The following is a 17841-nucleotide window of genomic DNA, read 5'->3' on the forward strand; positions in this document are numbered from 1 at the left end:
AGCAGAAAAGAAATAGCTGCCTAACCCCTAGGTAGCTCCACTACGTGTCCACAATTTGCGGGCAACCCCAAACCGCTTAGCCAAACTCCGGACTTAATATCGAGCCGAAAGCACAAACGGCTACACCACTACACGGGCTTAACCTTTACTGCTGCAGTCCACCACACCCGCATCATCTTTGCTGATTGGCTTAAACAGCGCACCTACCGCAGTGCTATACCGGCAGGCCAAGTACCGAAATGGGTCAGCGCTAACCAGAAATGGTGGTACACCCACCGCAACGCCCGCAGGGCTCTAAAACGTTTGGAAAAACTCATCCACGCCGGACAATTATTTACCTTCCTTGACCCGCCTGAAGGTGTCACACAGGACTTAAAAGCCACCACAAACCTATTAGAAGGCGGCATCAACAAACAGCTCAAAGACTTAGCCGGAAACCATCGTGGCATGTTCGATGAACATCAGCGCATCACCATGGACTGGTGGCTCTACACCCACACCGAAGACCCGGTAGCGCCGCTGGAGTTAGCCAAGCAACAAGACTTCGGACGCCAAGGAGAAAAAGCAGCACGCGCAGCCTGGGCAAAAGAAGAACTTAAACGACGCGGCCACCCAGACGGGCGACCCGTCACATTCGACACCGGCATCGACAACGAATGGAACCCCAGCTTAGGCATAAGAAAAGGCTGGGCCGGACGCTCCTAAATCCACACGAAATGTCCCTTAGCGCGACACGCCGCAAATCCACACGAAATGTCTCTTAAGCCTCTTAAGCCGGCTTAAGGGACACAGAAACGCAAAAGCCGCCTGCTATCAGGCGGCTTATTTGCTCCTCCAACTGGGCTCGAACCAGTGACCCTTCGATTAACAGTCGAATGCTCTGCCAACTGAGCTATGGAGGATTATGCGTATGCTGCCAAGCAAGTGACCTTGCTCTGTGCAACGAGATGTAACTATATAAGGTCTTCTCCAAAGAACACAAATCGCCTGCACAGAGCACATATTAAATGCGCTTAGCTCGGCACTTTTCCTTCCTGTTTTCAAGCAAAGGTAGACTGTCATCAGTTAACACTCGTAGGCAAGGGGTAGAGGTTTCTTCATGTTCGTTGGGCACACTCGCTTTAGTCTCTTCGTCCCGGATGCGGCGTCGTGGCGCGCGAGCAACGAACAGACTGGATTCTCGGAAGATGAATACCGCGACTACCTCTACGACGGTGCAGCCTGTCGCTGCGCACTGACATTTTCCTCAACCTCACCGTGCCAACACTTGCGAAGGCCGCCGAAGGCTTCGACGTGAAACATGTTTTCTCCTTCTCTGAATCTTGCCACAGAAATTCAAGGAGCAGCTGCAGAAGGCGGCTGACAGCTTCGGCGTATTGCACTTCGATGAGCTTCCAGATGGTGATAGTGGGTGAACAGCGGTGCGCCGCTACGCTCAAAAACTGGGTTTAAAGGCACGTTCGGCCGCTACCGCCTCGATGATGATGACGTTCTGTCCGCGCACTTTTCCGAACCACTGCCCCATATATCACCCCGGAGTTTGAAGGCATGCTGGTCAGCATGCCACTCGGCATTGAGGCAGTCTACGCGGACGGTCAGTTCTTCCACCTGCGTGATGCCCACACACCGATGAACTCGATGGGCTTAATGTCTATCTGCTCGGTGAAGGAAGATGGCACCGTTGTGGAACCCCAAAGCGGGCCACACGATAAATCAGGCCGCTATGCACCGGTGATTCTGGACGCCTCCCAGGTAGGGTACTTACGCGCTATCCACGCGGGGCAGGACAATGACATGCGCCACGAGCCAAGCGTGGTCATGGCGCGCCTCATGGAGAATATGGCGGCGCTCTCTCCTTCTACAGACGTGGCTGCTTTAGAAGCAGCTTTTCCGACAGTGACGAAGCAAATGCAAATCATGAGCACGCCATTGAGCATTGATGACACCGTTGGAAATGGTCAGCACTACCTTCTTCAGCCAGCTAGTGGAGACGTCAGCTTCATCATCCTTGGGGAATCAAAGGATGAACTCGACAACGAGCTCCTCGTGAGCCTATGGATTGAGGATTCCCGTGGTCGGCGCGTCCCCTCATACAAAGTAGTCGAGGGGTTTGCTGCCTCGACTAACCCGAGTATCGGGCATTTCATGTATGTTCCTACTAAGAGCGGAATCTTTCGGACCCTGGTGAGTCTTCATCTGGAGCATGGCTACATCCCTCGCGGCTTCCGTATTCTGGCGCAAATGAGCGGGCTGAGAGGGTTCGGGTCTTAAAAATTGTCATGCAACAGCAAGGCGGGAAGGCGCGTTTCGTTAGCACCGAGGACTGGGAATCAGCACGAAGCCAAGGCGTGCGTGGCCTAGTTGACCAAGCCATAGACAGTGTTTATCAGAACCGGACGAACATCGTGGCTAATGTTCGCAGCGTTCTCGGGGAGGACCGTGCCAACAAGGTCATCGCGCGCTTGGATCAGCTAAATAAGAAGATACGCAAGTAAAAGCCCCTTCTGGGAATAGGAACCATCAGCTTTAAGCTAACTCCTACCGCTTCACCACGTGCACATCTACCCCACCAAATAGGCTGAAGCAGTTCACCACTACTTCAGGGGCGCTGGCAGGCAGTTCTGCGGGGTCGATGGCGCCACGTTCGACCTTGATGTCATGGCCGCCAAAGAGGCCGACGCCGTTGACACGAACGCGGAATCCTTCCGGGACCCAAACATCGACGCCGCCGAATACCCCGACCGCTTGGATTGTCGTGACGCGTTCTTTGAGGGAGGCACCGCGAAGGTCTACATCGGTGCCGCCGAAGATGCCCATCGTGGTGTGATGAGCGGCGATGGGAATGCCGCGCACAGTGCTGCCGCCGAAGATGCCGAGGGAGAGCCCCTGCGAACCCTGCGCAGAGGGTTCTATTTGGGCTAAAGCCTGGTCAACGGCGGTGGAGGTTCCTTGGTTGGCGGCCTTGACCTCCTTCGACCGTTGACGCGCTACCTGGTGGCTGCCGAACAGGACTTGTTCTGGGGCTTCAATAAGGTCGGAAACAAGGTCAACCAACTCGCCGCGTGTCGTGGCATCGGCGCAGCGGCTAGAGCGCTCCTCGAATTCGGTGACGCTGAGCTGGCCTACCGACATCGCATCCGCCAACACCTGTGAAGCGGTGGTGCGCTCAGAGTTCGTGCATTTGATGTCTCGTGATTCCATGACTTGATTTTACGTGGAAGCACGCTTTTTAGCGCGGCGTAAAGTTCTGAAGACTTCGCCGCGCTTATTCGTTCGTTCCTGGGTTCTTGTTAGGACTCGATCTCGGGAGCGAAATCGGGCAGGCGCTCCCCTACTCCAAGGAGCTCAGCGATAGCTGCCACAGCGCGCTCAGCGGCCTTGCCATCGCCGTAGGGGTTGACAGCGTTGGCCATGGCCTCGTATGCAGCAGCATCATCAAGGAGCAGCTTAGCCTCCGCCACGATGAGGCTACGGTTGGTGCCCACAAGCTTCACGGTGCCGGCCACAACGGCTTCCGGGCGCTCGGTGTTCTGACGCATGACCAAGACCGGCTTGCCCAGAGCCGGGGCTTCCTCCTGAACTCCTCCCGAGTCGGTGAGGATAATGGTTGCACGATCCAGAAGCTTGGTGAACTGGTCATAGGGCAGCGGATCCGTGATGATGACGTTTGGCAGGGATTCAACCTCCGGAAGCACGGCCTCACGGACCTTGGGGTTGAGGTGCAGGGGAAGAACAAAGTTAATGTCTGGGTAGGCCTCCGCCAGATCCTTGACCGCCCCACCGATTTCCTTCATGGCTTCAAGGTTTTCGCGGCGATGGGTGGTGACCACCACGAGGCGCTTAGCTGACTGAGCTGCTTCCTGCACTGCGGGGTCTTCAAACTCGGTATCCCAGCTTGCAGCCTCAAGTAGCGCATCGATGACGGTATTGCCGGTGACCGCGATGTCCTTGGAACGAACATTTTCGCGGCGCAGGTTCTCCATCGAGCCTGCCGTGGGAGCAAGGTGCAGCTCCGCAACCTGGCCGATCAGCTTACGGTTGGCCTCTTCCGGGAAGGGCGAGTGAATATCGCCGGTGCGCAGGCCTGCTTCCAGGTGCACGATTTTCACACCGCGGTGGAAACCAGCAAGCGCGGCGGTCATGGCCGTAGAAGTATCGCCCTGGGAGATGATGACGTCAGGCTGTTCGGCATCGATGATCTCGTCTAGCCCCATGAGCGCGCGGGAGACAATCTCGTTGAGGCCCTGGCCCGGCTTCATCAGGTGCAGGTCCAGCTTCGGCTCAATCCCAAACATGGTGTTAACCTGCTCCAGCATTTCCTTGTGCTGGCCAGTGGAGACAGCAACCGATTCGAAGCGCTCGTCCTTCTCCAATGCCTTAATGACTGGGGCTACCTTGATCGCCTCGGGGCGGGTGCCGTACACGGTCATAATCTTCGGCTTAGACATAAATTTCCTTCATTTATTACCGGGAGAGAATCTCCACAAGAGTCTACAGTGCTCGTGCCACGTGCACATGGTCCGGTGATTGCGAAGAGTAGAACGCTAGTCCTCACTCACGGTGACTTCTCGTGGCTCTTCGAAAGCAGCCACGCGCGGCTCAGCTGCCGTCACGCTGGCTGTTAATAGCGCTGACATCGCCACGGCTGCCGAGACCGCGTGCGTACGCTTCGAACTCTCCACAGAACTTAAGTTAACCGAAGCGAATGGTCTTTGGGAAGAGTTCGCACAATATCTATTCGCCCCACGGCTGCACTGCCACCCACGCCGGTGGGCTTGGGCAGGTAGGCTGATCGTAAGAATTGCACGTTGCCCGTACGTTGTACGCAAACGCTGGCCGCTGCGCCGGCTTGAAGTAAGGGGATGACTAGTTTCCAATGATCCAATTTGTTGTGGGTGCTGCCGCCGGATACGTCTTTGGAACCAAGGCTGGGCGCAAGCGCTACCACCAAATTAAGGGCGCTTATGAAAAGGCTGTGAACTCCCCCGCCACCAAGGCCGCGGTGCGTTCAGCACGCAAGGCCGTGGCCAACCGCTTGGATCCGGAGCCACGTATGCGCGAGCTCAAGGACTACAACAAGGGGCGCCGCGGCAAGCGCGGCGCCGCGGATGGAGTGCAACCGGATCGGATCTACGAGCCGGACGAGGATTAACGCGCTGGTTAGCGCACGCCGCGGAAGGCACGGTCGTTGAGCTCGCGGCGGGCTTGCTCGAGTGCGACGAGGTCGGCGAAGAGTGAGTTATAGGACTCTTCGTCGTCGGAGGGGCGCATGCGGCCTAGTTGGGCCTTGAGTTGTGCTACTTGGTCGCCCACGCGGGCTTCTTGCAAGCGGGAGAGCACGGAATCGGCGTAGGCCTCAAGGTCGGTGTCGGGGTTGCCGGTCTCCCCCAGCTTGATGGGTTCCACGGCCAGCTCAGAAACGAAGTTGCGGGCCATGAGATCCGGCATTTCGCCGGCCACGGCGGCCAGCCATTCCACGCCGGGCTGCTCGGCCCCGGCGGTGACACCACCGAGGGTGGAGATGGCGCGGCGGATGGTGCGGTAGGCCTCGTTGGAGTAGGCGTCCTCCGTAATACCGTCGAAGTAGCTGCCGGCGATCTGCGGGTACTGCAGGGCCAGCTTGAGGGCTTCGCGCTGCGGCCACAGGTGCGGTTCGCGGGGGCCGGGGATGTGCATGACGGGGGCGTTGGTCTGCGCGGACACAGTGGAGGTCTGCTCCAGGGAAGCAAAGCGCGGACGCTGTTCCTTCTTCGGCTTGCGGGCTTCTTGGCGTACTTGGTGGAGTACTTCCTCCGGGTCGGGCCAGCCCACCCAGCCGGCCAAGCGGCGGGCGTATTCGCGCTGCAGGGGTTGATCCCGGATTTGGGCAACGACGGGCACGGCGCGGCGCAGGGCCTGGAGGCGGCCTTCGGCCGAGTCGATGCTGAACTCCGAGATGACGGAGCGGATGACGAACTCGAACATGGGGATGCGGTCCGCCACCAAGTCGCGCACGGCGGCATCGCCGCGCGCAAGGCGCAGATCGCAGGGATCCATGCCGTCGGGGGCCACGGAAACGAAGGACTGGCCGGTGAATTTCTGCTCGCCCTCGAAGGCGCGCATGGCGGCCTTCTGACCGGCCTCGTCACCGTCGAAGGTGTAGATGAGCTCGCCGTGGAAGTAGGAATCATCCAGCATGAGGCGGCGCAGCACCTGCAGGTGGTCCGGGCCGAAGGCGGTGCCACAGGAGGCCACGGCGGTCTTGACACCCGCGGCGTACATGGCCATGACATCCGTGTAGCCTTCCACCACCACGGCTTGGTGTTGCTCCGCGATGTTGCGCTTGGCCAAATCCAGGCCGAAGAGCACCTTGGACTTGTGATAGAGCATGGTCTCGGGCGTGTTCATGTACTTGCCCAGCTTGTCATCGTCGTAAAGCTTGCGTGCGCCAAAGCCGATGACGTTGCCGGACAGGTCCTTGATGGGCCACAGCAGGCGCCGGTGGAAGCGGTCGATGGGACCGCGCTTGCCCATCTTGGAAATGCCGGCGGCCTCCAGCTCCTCAAAGGAAAAACCCATGCGCAGCAGGTGCTTGGTGGCGGTATCCCAGCCCTCCGGGGCATAACCGCACTCAAATTCGTAGATGATCTCCTTGGAAAATCCGCGGTCGAGGAGGAACTCGCGCCCGGCGGCGGCCTGCGGGGTTTCCAGCTGCTGGCGGTAGAACTCGTGCGCGGCCTTGTTGGCGGCGATGAGCCGGCGGCGCGTGCCGGGCTTCTCGTCGCGCGCACCGGTGGAGCCACCCTGGTAGTTGATGTGGTAGCCAATCTTTTGGGCCACAGCTTCGACCGCCTCCGGGAAGGAGACCTGCTCCATCTCCATGAGGAAGCTGAAGACATCCCCGCCCTTGCCGGTGGAGAAGCAGTGATAGTAGCCGCGCTGCGGGCGCACGTGGAAGGATGGGGTCTTCTCATCCTTGAAGGGGCTCAGGCCCTTCAAAGAGTCATAGCCAGCGGGCTTGAGCTGGACGTATTCGCCCACGATCTCATCAATAGGCGCGCGTTCGCGGATAGCTTGGATATCGCTGTCCGGAATTCTGCCTCGTGCCATGCGTACAGACTACCCCGCCCACGCAAGGTACAGGTACCCACGGCTGGGTGGGCAAGAGCCGCGAGTCCCACATCCTGGAAGAACCCATATGTGGGAATCGGAATAGTACAGGTTCTTGATTTCTATTTCGGCCCCCGCACCTGCAATGATGGGGGCCATGGCCCAATCCTCCCCCTCCAAAAAATCGCTGCCGGCTCTCATCGGTGGCGCGGTTCTCGTCCTCGTAGCGGGTTACTTCGGCATCGACCTCGGTGGCTCCAGCGATGGCGCGGACCAGAAGGCAGCGTCCTCATCGGATACGCCTGATGCGTCCGCTGCATCGGGCGCATCCTCTGCCGCTGATGCGTCTGGTGGGGATGAGGGGGACGTCGCCAAGCAGGGCGGCTCAGACCTGCCCACCTGTTCGATGGATTCCTTGCCCCAGGAGGCGCACGAGACGGCCGAGGATATTCTGGCCGGCGGCCCCTATGACTACCCGGATAATGACAACGTGCGGTTTGGCAACTATGAGGGCGTGCTGCCGCAGCAGGACAGGAAGTACTACCGTGAATACACGGTGGAAACGCCGGGGATTGGGCACCGCGGGGCCAAGCGGATTGTCACCGGTGGCGGGAGCGAGACCGACCCGGATGTCTGGTACTACACCGATGATCACTACGACAGCTTCTGCAGCATCCCGGACGCGGAGGACTAAGACATGCAGCGCATCCTGATTACTGAACCTATCCGCACGCGCGAGGACTTTTATGGTGCGCTCGGCCGCCTGCGCGGCTGCCAGTCCGGTGCCCCGCGCAACCTTGATGCCCTGGCGGACTTCCTCCGCGAGCAGCACATCGTGGCGATCATCGCTGCGGATTTCGACATGGTGGAAGAAGACCTGGCCCCGATCAGCATGGTGCTGAAGGACCAGGGTGTCGCGCTCGTGCGCTAACTCTCAGGCGCTAGCTCTCCGTTCTAGCTAAGGAAACCAAAAAGGTCGGCGCTGCGCTGCGCCAGGCGCTCCAGGCGGGATTCTGTCATGGAGGCAATCTGGTCGATGATGGCGCGGTCACGCTCCAGATCGGTGTCGGCTTGCTTCCACCACAGGGCGAAGGTGGCATCCAGCGAGCCCGGCGCGCCGGCCACCAGGTAGTCGTAGACGCGGTAGATGCGCTCGCGCTGGCGGTCTTGGCGGGCCAGATGGGCGGGCTCATCCATGACGTAGAGCACGGCGATGGTTTTCAGCAGCGTTACCTCCGCCACTGCGCCGGGTGGGACGGCGAGGTCGCCGTGCATGCGGCCGAGGGGGCCGTCGTTGGCCGCCAGCGTGGCGGAGACGGTGGCGCCGACGTAGCGGCCGACAAGCTCCGAGGTCATCTTCTTTAAGTTGGCATAAGAGCGCAGGGAGTAGTCGAAGTTACCGATGGCGTTGATGACATCCAGCTGGCGCAGGCGGTCGGCTGCCTCGAGGAGCTCGTCGGCGGTACCGCCGAAGGCTTTTGCGCCCTTGTCCGCGAGGTTGGCCAGCTCCACCAGATCCCAGAGCACACCCAAAGAGATGCGGCGGGAGATGATGCCGTCTTCGACGTCGTGGACGGAATAGGCGATGTCATCCGACCAGTCCATGACCTGGGCCTCCATCGACTTGCGCTTATCGCTATGCCCCTGGCGCAGCCACTCCAGGACGTCTGTGTCTTCGTCGTAGGCGCCGTATTTGCGGTTGGTCGTGCCATCCGGGTTGGTCTTGGTCCAGGGGTATTTGCAGGCGGCATCGAGTGAGGCGCGGGTGAGGTTGAGGCCATAGCTGCGCGGGCCCGCCGGGGTATCCAGCACCACCTTGGGCTCCAGTTTGGTCAGGATGCGCAAGGTCTGGGCATTGCCCTCGAAGCCACCGAGCGCAACCTCGTTGAGGGCATTCTCGCCGTTGTGGCCGTAGGGCGGGTGGCCAATGTCATGCGTCAGGCCCGCCATATCGCACAAGTCCGGGTCCAGGCCCAAGCCTGCACCGATGCTGCGGGCAATCTGACTGACCTCCAGGGAGTGTGTCAGCCGCGTGCGCGGGGTATCGCCATCGCGCGGGCCCACCACTTGGGTCTTATCCGCTAGGCGGCGCAGCGCCGCGGAGTGCAGGACGCGGGCGCGGTCCCTGGAGAAGGCGCCGCGGTGTTCCTCGGTTTTTAGCAGGGCCGAGCCTTTCGGCGACTCGGAGGCGAGGCGGGCGACGTCTTCTGCGCAATAGGTATAGCTCACGGGTTTTAAGCTTAGGCGGAGTCCTGGTCTTCCTGGGTCTGCCTCGCGCCAATAACACGGTGGCGCAGGGCCTGGTTGGGGCGGATGAGGCGCTCGATGCGGTAGAAGGCCGCACGCACGCCCTCGGTGCGCTCCTCCCCCAGCAGGGTGCGCAGGCCCAGGTAGGCCAAACCACCCAGCTCGTGAGCCAGGTAGCGCCACCAGGGGATGGAAAAACGCGGGGAAGGATAATAGGGCGTGCCCAGCACGGTGGCGCGGATGTCTTCCTGGCGGGCGATGAGGAAAGTGCGCAGGCGGTGCAGCGGGTCGGTGACGATGACGGCCTCGCTCACACCAAGCTTTTCCCGCGCGGCGGCCAGTTCGCTGCGGGTGTCGAGGCCTTCTTCGAGGGCGGTGACTCTAAGGGGGTCGTCGTCAAGCATGCGCTTGGCTACGCCGGCCTCGGTGAACCTATCGCCGGGCAAGTTCCCGCCCACCGTGATGATGGGCAGGTTGTGCGCGGTGGCGTACTCGGCGGCGAAGCGCACACGGCCGCGAAGGATGCGGGAGGGGCGCCCGTCGTATTGCGCGGCGCCGAGGACAATAACGTACTTCACTGCCTGTCCACTTTAGCGTTGGGTGGCAGGTATCGTGGTGCGCATGACTACTGCTGCTCGTATTGGACGCGCCGCCCTCGCCGCCCTCGTGCTGGGGTTGGCCACTGCTAGCCCGGCCTTGGCTGCGGACTTCGTTGTTGCCGCGCCGGAGGCGGCCTCGCTCACGGATAAGGTGACGGATGAGGCGGGGGTTCTCTCGGACTCGGAGAAGTCCGAGTTGGAGGACAAGATTGCCGCGCTGCAGCAGGAGAACCACGTGGTGATTTTCGTGGTCTTTGCTTCTTCGCTGCCGGAGGGTGCGGAGAGCTATGCGGGTGAGATTGTGCAGTCCAAGGGCCCGAATTCTGCGGCCTATGTGGTGGGTGTGGATGATTCCACCGTGGGCGTGCAGACGGGCAATGACTGGCCGCGCGGGCGCCTGGATGTGATGTATGAGGCGGCCTACGCCAAGCTTGCCGACGGCCGCCAGTTCGGTGCTTCCGCACTCGCGCTTGTCGACGCTGCCGCTTCTGGTTCTTCTTCCTCTTCTGGCACGGGTGGTTCTTCTGCTGACTCCGATGGGTCGGGTGGTTTGTGGCTAGCTGGCGGCGCGGGTGCCCTGGCTCTTGCCGGCGGTGGCATCGCGGTGGCGAGCCGACGCAAAACCAAGAAGGACTCGGCGGCCACTCTGGAGTCCGCGCGCCAGATTGAGCCGAGCAATACCGCGCAGCTCGACCGCCTGGATATGGCGACCTTGGAGAAGCTGGCCCAGGAGGAGCTGGTCTCCACCGATGAATCGATTCGCCGCGGTAAGGAGGAGCTGGATATCGCGGTGGCCGAGTTCGGCCCCGAGCGCACTCGCCCGTTCACGCGCGCGATGAACCATTCCACGCTGACCCTGCAGAAGGCGTTCCAGCTGCAGCAAAAGCTGCAAGATAACCTGCCGGAAACCACGGCGGAGCGCCGCCAGATGCTGGTGGAGATTATCTCCTCCTGCGGGCAGGCCGACGATGCCTTGGATGAGCAGGCGGCGGACTTTGCCAAGATGCGTGACTTGCTCATTAACGCCAGCTCCAAGCTGGATGAGCTCACCCGCCGGGTGGTTGACCTGCGCGGGCGCTTGCCGCAGGCGCGCGCGACCTTGTCCACTCTCCGGGGCTCCTATTCCGAGGAGGTGTTGTCCTCCATTGCGGATAACCCGGAGATGGCGGAGGTCTCGCTCAATGAGGCAGAGAAGCTGTTGGAGCGCGGCCGTTCTCTGCAGTCCCAGCCCGCTGGCCAACAGGGCCCTTTGGTGGGCTATATCCGCGATGCCGAGCACGCACTGGAGGTCTCCGACCGCCTGCTGAATGGCGTGGAGAATGCGGAGAACTCGATCACCGCGGCTCGCGATAACCTGCCTGCGCTCATCGATGAGGTCGAGGAGGAAGTCGCCGAAGCCCAGCACCTCGAACAGCGCGGCAAGGCCCAGGGCTCGACTGCTGATTGGGTCGCCTTGGAGGAGTTGCTAGCCCGCGCCCGGGAGGCTCTGCGCGCAGCCCGCGAACACGGTCAGGGCGATCCGCTGGGTCAGTACACGGCGCTGACGGCTATCGATGGCGAGCTTGACCAGCAGCTGGATACAGTCCGCGAAACCAACGCCACCCGCGAGCGCCAGATTGCGCTGTACCGCCAGCAGATTGCCGCGGCCGAGTCCGCCATCCAGGCAGCTGAGGACTTGCTCTCCTCGCGTGGTCGCGTGGTGGGCCCCGATGCGCGTGTGGCTCTTGCCGATGCCACCCGCCTCTTCGCCCAAGCCCAGAACTCCGCCTCGAAGGACTTGCGCGCGGCGCTCAACTACTCCCGCGATGCCGCGTCTGCCGCACAGACCTCGCTCAACCGCGCGAAGGAAGACCTGGAGGCCTACCGCCGCCAGGAACAGCGCCGCCAGGCCACCGATGCCGCAGGCAACATCCTCACCGGCATGGTTATTGGCCAAATCCTCGGCGGCGGCAGCTCCCGCGGCCACGGTGGCGGCTTCGGCGGTGGCTTCTCCGGAGGAGGCGGCTTTGGTGGCGGTGGCTTCTCGGGCGGCGGCGGTGGAGGCGGCTTCCGCGGCGGCTCCTTCTAGCAGTCCTCTCCCCCTTCCCCGCGCTAGCCCCTCCCAGCCGTCTTCACCCACTTCTCCATCCTCTCTCCCCGCACCAGCTCCTCCCAGCCGGCTTCACCCACTTCCCCGCGCGAGCCCTCGAGACCCGCGGCCCACACCCGGCATCTCATAACCAGGGCGGTGCCACATGGCATCTCGCACAAGGCGCCTTGCAAAAGGCATCTGGCAAAAGGCATCTTCTAGAAGGCGTTTTCACAGCTAAAAACGCCTTTTGCACCCTCTACATGGCGTTTTCAGCCCCAAAAGCGCCTTTTGACAGACGCCATTTGCCAGATGCCTTCTGCCGGACTGTCGGTTGCCGTTTGCGAGATGCCTTCTGCCGGATGCCCTTGCACACATCGGGCGGTTGGATACCGACTCGGTTGTCGGCCAAGTAGATCCACGGATACGGGATTGGTGCACGTACATGGTTGGGTCAACCGGTCATGCACATGGTTCTAGTCAAACGGTTCGCCTCAGATGGTTGCAGTCAAGCGGCTTACTTGGGGGCAAGTAAACCTTCTGCAATGCGCTAGATGGTTCGTTTGGGGGCAAGCAAACCTTATGACTGCAACCATCTGACTCGAACCCTCTACCGGCGTACCAGCCCGAGCAAGCACACTCAGAGAGCTCCTCTTCGAAGACAAACTCCACTACTCGCATGTCGGTGGAGGTTATATCGCGGAAGGTCCTTTTAGTTTGGTGCCTTTATTCTGGTCCCTTTGCCCAGTAAAGGGACCATCTATCAGGCGAAAAGCTGCGCCACATGGTCCCTTTGCACTCATAAAGGACCAGAGTAGAGGGACCAAACTAGAAGGACCGTCTGTGGGAGAGCGGAAAGTAGGGCCGGTCAGGCAGGCAGCAAGAAGGCGAAGTGGGGTTAAGTGCGGAAGGGGCGGACGGAGCCGTCGAGAAGCAGGCAACAGTAGCTGGTGAAGGCGGCGTCCGTGAGGGGTAGTTCGCCCACCGCAACTTCGAGGTCGCGGCCGCGCGGGGTGGTGCGGGCGACCTCGGCAGCGGGGCCAGACAGAGCGAGAATGCGGCGCTCGCGGCGGAATGGATTCGTGCGCTCAAGCAGGTACTCGCGGCCCTGGCAGATCGCGCGCAGCTTGTTGACCGTAAAGCTGGTTTGTTTCGCCGAAAAGTCGGGCCCGCGCACGGTAAAGCGGCGCGCGCCCGGGATGTGCTCGAAGGCGATGGTGGTGCCCGTCCCGGGCAGCAGCAGGCCCGTCGGTCTCACGCGGGCGATGACCTCGCCCGCGCCATCCACCAGCGCCCCATCGCGCCACACCCAGCGTTGCATCAGAGGAGCACCGCAATGATGGCGACGATGGTCATGAGCAACAGCGTGGCGATGATCGGGATCGCGGTCTTTTGCGTCCGAGCCTCCAAAATGACGCGGGTAAACCAGCTCAAAGCCGCAATCTCCGAGTGGTTGAGATCATCGGAGTCATCGCTGTTCTCGCCCTCGAACTCGAGGATGGCCTTGCGCACGCCAGAGTTCTTGGAGGAGAACTGGGCGATCTTCAGCCCCTCGTGGTCCTCAACAATCCAGTCACCGCCGGCCTCGTTGATGAAGGCAAAGGTGCGCCCGTCCAGCGAGGCCTCCAAGCGCTTATCGCGCTTGGGGTTGCCCGCTAGGCGGTAGACACGGTCATCTTCCAAGGTCACCGACGCGCCCAGGTCATCGAGGCCCAAGCGCCAGTGCTCGCCTTCCACATCTGCCGAGCGTTCCTGGAACATGCCCAACGACGCCGGACCCTCCCCCACGAGGAGGACCGGGTTCTGGCGGTCGCTGCGGTCCCAGCTGGTGTAGTGCATTAGCAGCCAGCCAGGCGGGCAGCCAGGTAAGCCTCAAGCTCGTCGAGCTTGACGCGCTCCTGCTCCATCGAGTCGCGCTCACGCACGGTGACCGCGTTGTCCTCGAGGGTGTCGAAGTCATAGGTCACGCAGAACGGCGTACCAATCTCGTCCTGGCGGCGGTAGCGGCGGCCGATGGCGCCAGAGACATCGAACTCCACGTTCCAGTTGGCGCGCAGCTTGTTGGCCAGCTCGCGGGCCGGTGTGGACAGCTCCTCCTTCTTCGACAGCGGCAGCACGGCCACCTTGACCGGCGCCAGACGGCGGTCCAGGCGCAGCACGACGCGCTTATCGGTACCGCCCTTGGCGTTCGGGGCCTCCTCTTCGTCGTAGGCATCGATGAGGAAGGCCATCATGGCGCGGCCCAGGCCGGCAGCCGGCTCGATGACGTACGGGGTCCAGCGCTCGCCGGACTCCTGGTCAAAGTAGGACAGGTCCTCGCCCGAACCCTTGGTGTGCACGGAAAGGTCGTAGTCCGTACGGTTGGCCACGCCTTCCAGCTCGCCCCACTTGGAGCCCTTGAAGTTGTAGGCGTACTCCACGTCCACGGTGCGCTTGGAGTAGTGGGACAGCTTCTCCTGCGGGTGCTCGTAGAGGCGCAGGTTCTCTTCCTTGATACCGAGGTCGATGTACCAGTTGAAGCGGTCATCGATCCAGTACTGGTGCCACTCTTCATCCTCGCCCGGCTTGACGAAGAACTCCATCTCCATCTGCTCGAACTCACGGGTGCGGAAGATGAAGTTGCCCGGGGTGATCTCGTTGCGGAAGGACTTACCGATGTTCGCGATACCGAACGGCGGCTTCATACGCGCCGAGGTCATCACGTTCTTGAAGTTCACGAAGATGCCCTGCGCGGTCTCCGGGCGCAGGTAGTGCAGACCCTGCTCATCGTCGACCGGGCCCAGGAAGGTCTTGAGCAGACCGGAGAAGGCCTTCGGCTCGGTCCAGTCACCCGGCTGGCCCGTCTCCGGATCGTTGATATCCGCGAGGCCGTTGGCAGGCTCATGGCCGTGCTTTTCCTCGTAGGCCTCGATGAGGTGGTCAGCGCGGTAGCGCTTACCGGTGTGCTTGGATTCCACCAGCGGGTCGGTGAAGACCTCGACGTGACCGGAGGACACCCACACCTGGCGCGGCTGGATCACGGACGTATCGACACCCACGACGTCATCGCGGGACTGCACCATGTGGCGCCACCACTGGCGCTTGATGTTTTCCTTGAGCTCGACGCCAAGCGGACCGTAATCCCACGCAGAGCGGGAACCGCCATAAATTTCACCTGCCTGGTAGACCAAGCCGCGGCGCTTACACAGGCTGACGACGGTATCAATGACGGATGCCATAGCTAATGGGACTCCTCTGGTAGGGGACAGTCTTTATACAGTGCGGCCTAGTCTAGCGTGCCCCTCACCGCCGCGTGCCGTCACCCCAAAAGTGTGGTGCATTTTATACACATTTCCGCATTCTTCGGCTATAGTACCGATAGCTCTCTTTTTAACTCTCCATCAATAGATATGACTGAAGGTGAATGGCGTGACCAACACCCAGAGCGAAGCTCTCCCTTTCGATCGTGCCGCGGCTGCCACCGTGATTAGCGCTTTGGATTCACCACTGCGCATCGATATCATTCAGCGCCTCTCCGAGCGCGACCATTACGTCCACGAGCTGGTGTCCGCGACCGGCAAATCGCAGCCGCTTATCAGCCAGCACCTGCGGGTTCTCAAGCGCGCGCAGATCGTCGACAGTGAGCGCACCGGCCGCGAGGTTCGCTATTCTCTGGTGGCGCCTAAGGTGCTGCCCTTGCTTCGCGACGCCTCACTGGCCACCGCTTAATGGAAGTGTGTTGATAAACTAGGCGCCATGTCCATCCACGACAGTATTCCCAAACTCGGTGCTCGCAATACCCGCCAGCGCACCGCCGTCGTTGAGGTCCTGCGTAGTCTCGACAAGTTCGTCTCTGCCAAGGACATTCACCAGGCGCTTATCGACGGTAACCAAAAAGTCGGCCTCACCACCGTCTACCGCACGCTCCAATCACTCTCGGAGATCGACGCTGTCGACGCGCTCCACATGCCCTCCGGTGAAACTCTCTACCGCCACTGCGAAAGCGATGCGCACCACCACCACCTGGTGTGCACGAAATGCGGCCGCACCGAGGAAATCGACGGCGGCCCTATTGAAGAGTGGGCCTCCTCGGTAGCCAAGAAGCACGACTTCGAGCTGACCGGGCACGATGCCGAAATCTTCGGCATCTGCGCCAACTGCTCCGCTGCGTCATAGAAGCTTTTTACCGCGCCTAGCCTTTCCCGTGTAGGGAGTCTTTCTTTCGCAGAAAACCTGTCCCCTCAGCCAGCCCTAAACTAGCGGCGGCTGAGGATTTTTCTTTTGCCCACTACCAGCGACAACCCCTTTCCCGTCAGGCAAGCCAGGTAAAGCACCCTTTACAGTAAAGGACACTTGACATATAGTGTCAGTAAAGCACGCTTTACAGACATCGCTGACAGGAGAACCATGCGCACCACTCGTTTTGGCCGCCCCAAATTTGGCGGCACCCAAGCCAAACTCATCGTCCTTTCCCTAGCCGCGGGCCTAGCTCTCGCCACGACAGCCGGAGCTGCCATTGCTGCATTCGTGCATCAAGAAGCGCCGTGGCTCGCTTTTGCGGTCTACGCTTTGTGCCTTCTCCCAGTAACCACGGTGGCTAGCTGGGCATTCATGGTGGATCGCTCCACTATCGACGGGGCCACGCCAGACCCAGAGAACTCCATCGAGTCCCACTGGTATTCGCAGGCTTCCGAAAACACACTGCACGCCATGCTTTTTGCCATCGGTGGACTAGGCGTCATCTCCTCCTTCTGGGAGTTCCACGTTTCCGGCACTCTGCTCACTATCATCCTGGGCGTTTTTGTTACTGGCACCTTTGGTATCAGCTACGCCGCGCACAAGAAGGCTGCGAGTTAAGCCGTGGATAATCGGCTCAAGGAAATACGAGAAGAACACGGGCTCTCACAGCAAGGTCTTGCCACCGAATTAGGAGTCTCGCGCCAAACCATCATCAGCATTGAAAAAGGGCGCTACGATCCATCGCTTCCCCTCGCTTTTCAGATCGCGCGTCACTTTTCCTGCCGCATCGAGGACATTTTCATCCCAGATGCCTAAAAGCGCGCGGCAACCCCCCCGCGCGCTCCTTCGCTCCCCAACGGCGCTACTTGACGCCGCCGAAGCGGCGGTCGCGCCGCGCGTACTCCTCCACCGCGGCAAACAAGTCCTCCGGAGTGAAATCCGGGAAGAGCTTGTCCTGGTAAATCATCTCTGCATAAGCCGACTGCCAGAGCAGGAAGTTGGAGGTGCGCTTCTCACCGGAGGGGCGCAAGAACAGATCCACGTCCGGCATATCGGGGTCATACATCACCGAGCTCACCGTCTTCTCGTTGATGGAGCGCGGGTCCAGCTCGCCGCGGGAGACTTGCTCGGCGAGTTCCCGGATGCCGTCGACAAGCTCGGCGCGCCCACCGTAATTCACGCACATCACCAGGGTCATCGTGGTGTTGTCCTTGGTGAGCTCCTCGGCGGCCTCGAGCTCCTTGATAACGGAGCGCCACAGGCGCGGGCGGCGGCCGGCCCACACCACGCGCACTCCTCTCTCGTTGAGCCAGTGGCGCTGGCGGCGCAGCACGTCGCGGTTAAAGCCCATGAGGAAGCGGACTTCCTCCGCGCTGCGGCGCCAGTTTTCCGTGGAGAAGGCGTAGGCGGACAGGTAGGGAACGCCGAGGGAAAGACAGGCATCGACGACATCGAGAAGCACGGCTTCCCCGCGCCGGTGGCCTTCGGTGCGCTTCATGCCGCGCTCCTCCGCCCAGCGGCCGTTGCCGTCCATGACCAGTGCGATGTGGCGCGGCAGGAACTCCTGCGGGATAGCGGGCGGATGAAGGACTCGGTTCGGGTCAGGCGTAATCACGGGTT

At 61.2% G+C, this 17841-nt stretch carries 20 protein-coding genes, 1 tRNA gene and 1 pseudogene; 11 read left to right on the forward strand and 11 right to left on the reverse strand.

What is annotated here, in order from left to right; genetic code table 11:
- Nucleotides 1-144: 144 nt before the first annotated feature.
- A pseudogene (locus tag QKE52_RS12505) lies at nucleotides 145-705 on the forward strand (IS256 family transposase); the annotation flags it as partial.
- 124 nt (nucleotides 706-829) lie between these two features.
- Here QKE52_RS12505 and QKE52_RS12510 read toward each other — a convergent pair.
- Nucleotides 830-902 (reverse strand) — tRNA-Asn (locus QKE52_RS12510).
- Nucleotides 903-1560: 658 nt separating this feature from the next.
- On the opposite strand from QKE52_RS12510, the gene QKE52_RS12515 reads away from it, so the two are divergent.
- Together QKE52_RS12515 and QKE52_RS12520 are read left to right on the forward strand one after the other, a co-directional pair.
- Nucleotides 1561-2271 (forward strand): hypothetical protein, encoded by a 711-nt coding sequence (locus QKE52_RS12515; RefSeq protein ID WP_347948926.1) that lies wholly within the window; start codon nucleotides 1561-1563, stop codon nucleotides 2269-2271.
- Between the two features lie 8 nt (nucleotides 2272-2279).
- Nucleotides 2280-2495: a hypothetical protein gene (locus tag QKE52_RS12520; RefSeq protein ID WP_347948927.1), complete on the forward strand. Its 216-nt coding sequence runs from the start codon at nucleotides 2280-2282 to the stop codon at nucleotides 2493-2495.
- A 43-nt stretch (nucleotides 2496-2538) separates the two neighbouring features.
- Here the strand turns inward: QKE52_RS12520 and QKE52_RS12525 are convergent, their stop codons facing one another.
- The 3 genes from QKE52_RS12525 to QKE52_RS12535 all read right to left on the reverse strand — a co-directional run bounded on the left by QKE52_RS12525 (nucleotide 2539) and on the right by QKE52_RS12535 (nucleotide 4682).
- The gene (locus QKE52_RS12525) at nucleotides 2539-3201 is read right to left on the reverse strand and encodes a DUF1707 domain-containing protein (protein WP_347948928.1); all 663 of its coding nucleotides are present in this window, start codon (nucleotides 3199-3201) and stop codon (nucleotides 2539-2541) included.
- Between the two features lie 89 nt (nucleotides 3202-3290).
- Entirely contained in the window at nucleotides 3291-4448 is a 1158-nt protein-coding gene (gene wecB, locus QKE52_RS12530; protein ID WP_347948929.1) for a UDP-N-acetylglucosamine 2-epimerase (non-hydrolyzing), read from the reverse strand.
- A 96-nt stretch (nucleotides 4449-4544) separates the two neighbouring features.
- The gene (locus tag QKE52_RS12535) at nucleotides 4545-4682 is read right to left on the reverse strand and encodes a hypothetical protein (protein WP_168162656.1); all 138 of its coding nucleotides are present in this window, start codon (nucleotides 4680-4682) and stop codon (nucleotides 4545-4547) included.
- Nucleotides 4683-4876: 194 nt separating this feature from the next.
- On the opposite strand from QKE52_RS12535, the gene QKE52_RS12540 reads away from it, so the two are divergent.
- Nucleotides 4877-5152 carry a hypothetical protein gene (locus QKE52_RS12540; protein WP_070446667.1) on the forward strand — a complete coding sequence of 92 codons (276 nt, stop codon included), beginning with the start codon at nucleotides 4877-4879 and terminating at the stop codon, nucleotides 5150-5152.
- A gap of 8 nt (nucleotides 5153-5160) precedes the next feature.
- On the opposite strand, the gene dnaG is transcribed toward QKE52_RS12540, so the two are convergent.
- Nucleotides 5161-7089, reverse strand: a complete 1929-nt coding sequence (gene dnaG, locus QKE52_RS12545; RefSeq protein ID WP_347948930.1) for a DNA primase — start codon at nucleotides 7087-7089, stop codon at nucleotides 5161-5163.
- Between the two features lie 157 nt (nucleotides 7090-7246).
- Between dnaG and QKE52_RS12550 the strand changes: the two genes are divergently transcribed.
- Together QKE52_RS12550 and QKE52_RS12555 are read left to right on the forward strand one after the other, a co-directional pair.
- Nucleotides 7247-7783 (forward strand): ribonuclease domain-containing protein, encoded by a 537-nt coding sequence (locus QKE52_RS12550; protein ID WP_347948931.1) that lies wholly within the window; start codon nucleotides 7247-7249, stop codon nucleotides 7781-7783.
- Nucleotides 7784-7786: 3 nt separating this feature from the next.
- Nucleotides 7787-8020 (forward strand): barstar family protein, encoded by a 234-nt coding sequence (locus QKE52_RS12555; RefSeq protein ID WP_046649054.1) that lies wholly within the window; start codon nucleotides 7787-7789, stop codon nucleotides 8018-8020.
- Between the two features lie 23 nt (nucleotides 8021-8043).
- On the opposite strand, the gene QKE52_RS12560 is transcribed toward QKE52_RS12555, so the two are convergent.
- Together QKE52_RS12560 and QKE52_RS12565 are read right to left on the reverse strand one after the other, a co-directional pair.
- Nucleotides 8044-9318: a deoxyguanosinetriphosphate triphosphohydrolase gene (locus QKE52_RS12560; protein WP_102233699.1), complete on the reverse strand. Its 1275-nt coding sequence runs from the start codon at nucleotides 9316-9318 to the stop codon at nucleotides 8044-8046.
- Between the two features lie 11 nt (nucleotides 9319-9329).
- On the reverse strand, nucleotides 9330-9914 hold the full coding sequence (locus QKE52_RS12565; RefSeq protein ID WP_347948932.1) for a YdcF family protein: 585 nt from the start codon (nucleotides 9912-9914) through the stop codon (nucleotides 9330-9332).
- Nucleotides 9915-9957: 43 nt separating this feature from the next.
- Here QKE52_RS12565 and QKE52_RS12570 point away from each other — a divergent pair, with 43 nt between their 5' ends.
- Nucleotides 9958-12003 carry a TPM domain-containing protein gene (locus QKE52_RS12570; RefSeq protein WP_347948933.1) on the forward strand — a complete coding sequence of 682 codons (2046 nt, stop codon included), beginning with the start codon at nucleotides 9958-9960 and terminating at the stop codon, nucleotides 12001-12003.
- Between the two features lie 898 nt (nucleotides 12004-12901).
- On the opposite strand, the gene QKE52_RS12575 is transcribed toward QKE52_RS12570, so the two are convergent.
- The 3 genes from QKE52_RS12575 to QKE52_RS12585 are packed head-to-tail and all read right to left on the reverse strand — an operon-like array spanning nucleotide 12902 to nucleotide 15221.
- Nucleotides 12902-13324, reverse strand: a complete 423-nt coding sequence (locus QKE52_RS12575) for a hypothetical protein (protein WP_347948934.1) — start codon at nucleotides 13322-13324, stop codon at nucleotides 12902-12904.
- Entirely contained in the window at nucleotides 13324-13842 is a 519-nt protein-coding gene (locus QKE52_RS12580; protein ID WP_158381599.1) for a hypothetical protein, read from the reverse strand. The genes QKE52_RS12575 and QKE52_RS12580 overlap by 1 nt, the downstream gene beginning before the upstream one ends.
- Nucleotides 13842-15221: a glycine--tRNA ligase gene (locus QKE52_RS12585; RefSeq protein WP_070545427.1), complete on the reverse strand. Its 1380-nt coding sequence runs from the start codon at nucleotides 15219-15221 to the stop codon at nucleotides 13842-13844. Before QKE52_RS12585 ends, QKE52_RS12580 begins: the two co-directional genes overlap by 1 nt.
- A gap of 190 nt (nucleotides 15222-15411) precedes the next feature.
- Between QKE52_RS12585 and QKE52_RS12590 the strand changes: the two genes are divergently transcribed.
- The 4 genes from QKE52_RS12590 (at nucleotide 15412) to QKE52_RS12605 (ending at nucleotide 17037) form a co-directional block, all read left to right on the forward strand.
- The gene (locus tag QKE52_RS12590) at nucleotides 15412-15711 is read left to right on the forward strand and encodes a metalloregulator ArsR/SmtB family transcription factor (protein ID WP_070517872.1); all 300 of its coding nucleotides are present in this window, start codon (nucleotides 15412-15414) and stop codon (nucleotides 15709-15711) included.
- A 27-nt stretch (nucleotides 15712-15738) separates the two neighbouring features.
- Entirely contained in the window at nucleotides 15739-16158 is a 420-nt protein-coding gene (locus QKE52_RS12595; protein WP_071406981.1) for a transcriptional repressor, read from the forward strand.
- Nucleotides 16159-16389: 231 nt separating this feature from the next.
- Nucleotides 16390-16839, forward strand: a complete 450-nt coding sequence (locus QKE52_RS12600; RefSeq protein ID WP_071406982.1) for a hypothetical protein — start codon at nucleotides 16390-16392, stop codon at nucleotides 16837-16839.
- Nucleotides 16840-16842: 3 nt separating this feature from the next.
- Nucleotides 16843-17037 (forward strand): helix-turn-helix transcriptional regulator, encoded by a 195-nt coding sequence (locus QKE52_RS12605; RefSeq protein WP_175973536.1) that lies wholly within the window; start codon nucleotides 16843-16845, stop codon nucleotides 17035-17037.
- 46 nt (nucleotides 17038-17083) lie between these two features.
- On the opposite strand, the gene QKE52_RS12610 is transcribed toward QKE52_RS12605, so the two are convergent.
- Nucleotides 17084-17836 (reverse strand): isoprenyl transferase, encoded by a 753-nt coding sequence (locus QKE52_RS12610; protein WP_046649040.1) that lies wholly within the window; start codon nucleotides 17834-17836, stop codon nucleotides 17084-17086.
- Nucleotides 17837-17841 lie beyond the last annotated feature (5 nt).

The sequence above is a fragment of the Corynebacterium sp. c25Ua_47 genome (assembly GCF_039907205.1).
Lineage (GTDB): Bacteria > Actinomycetota > Actinomycetes > Mycobacteriales > Mycobacteriaceae > Corynebacterium > Corynebacterium hiratae.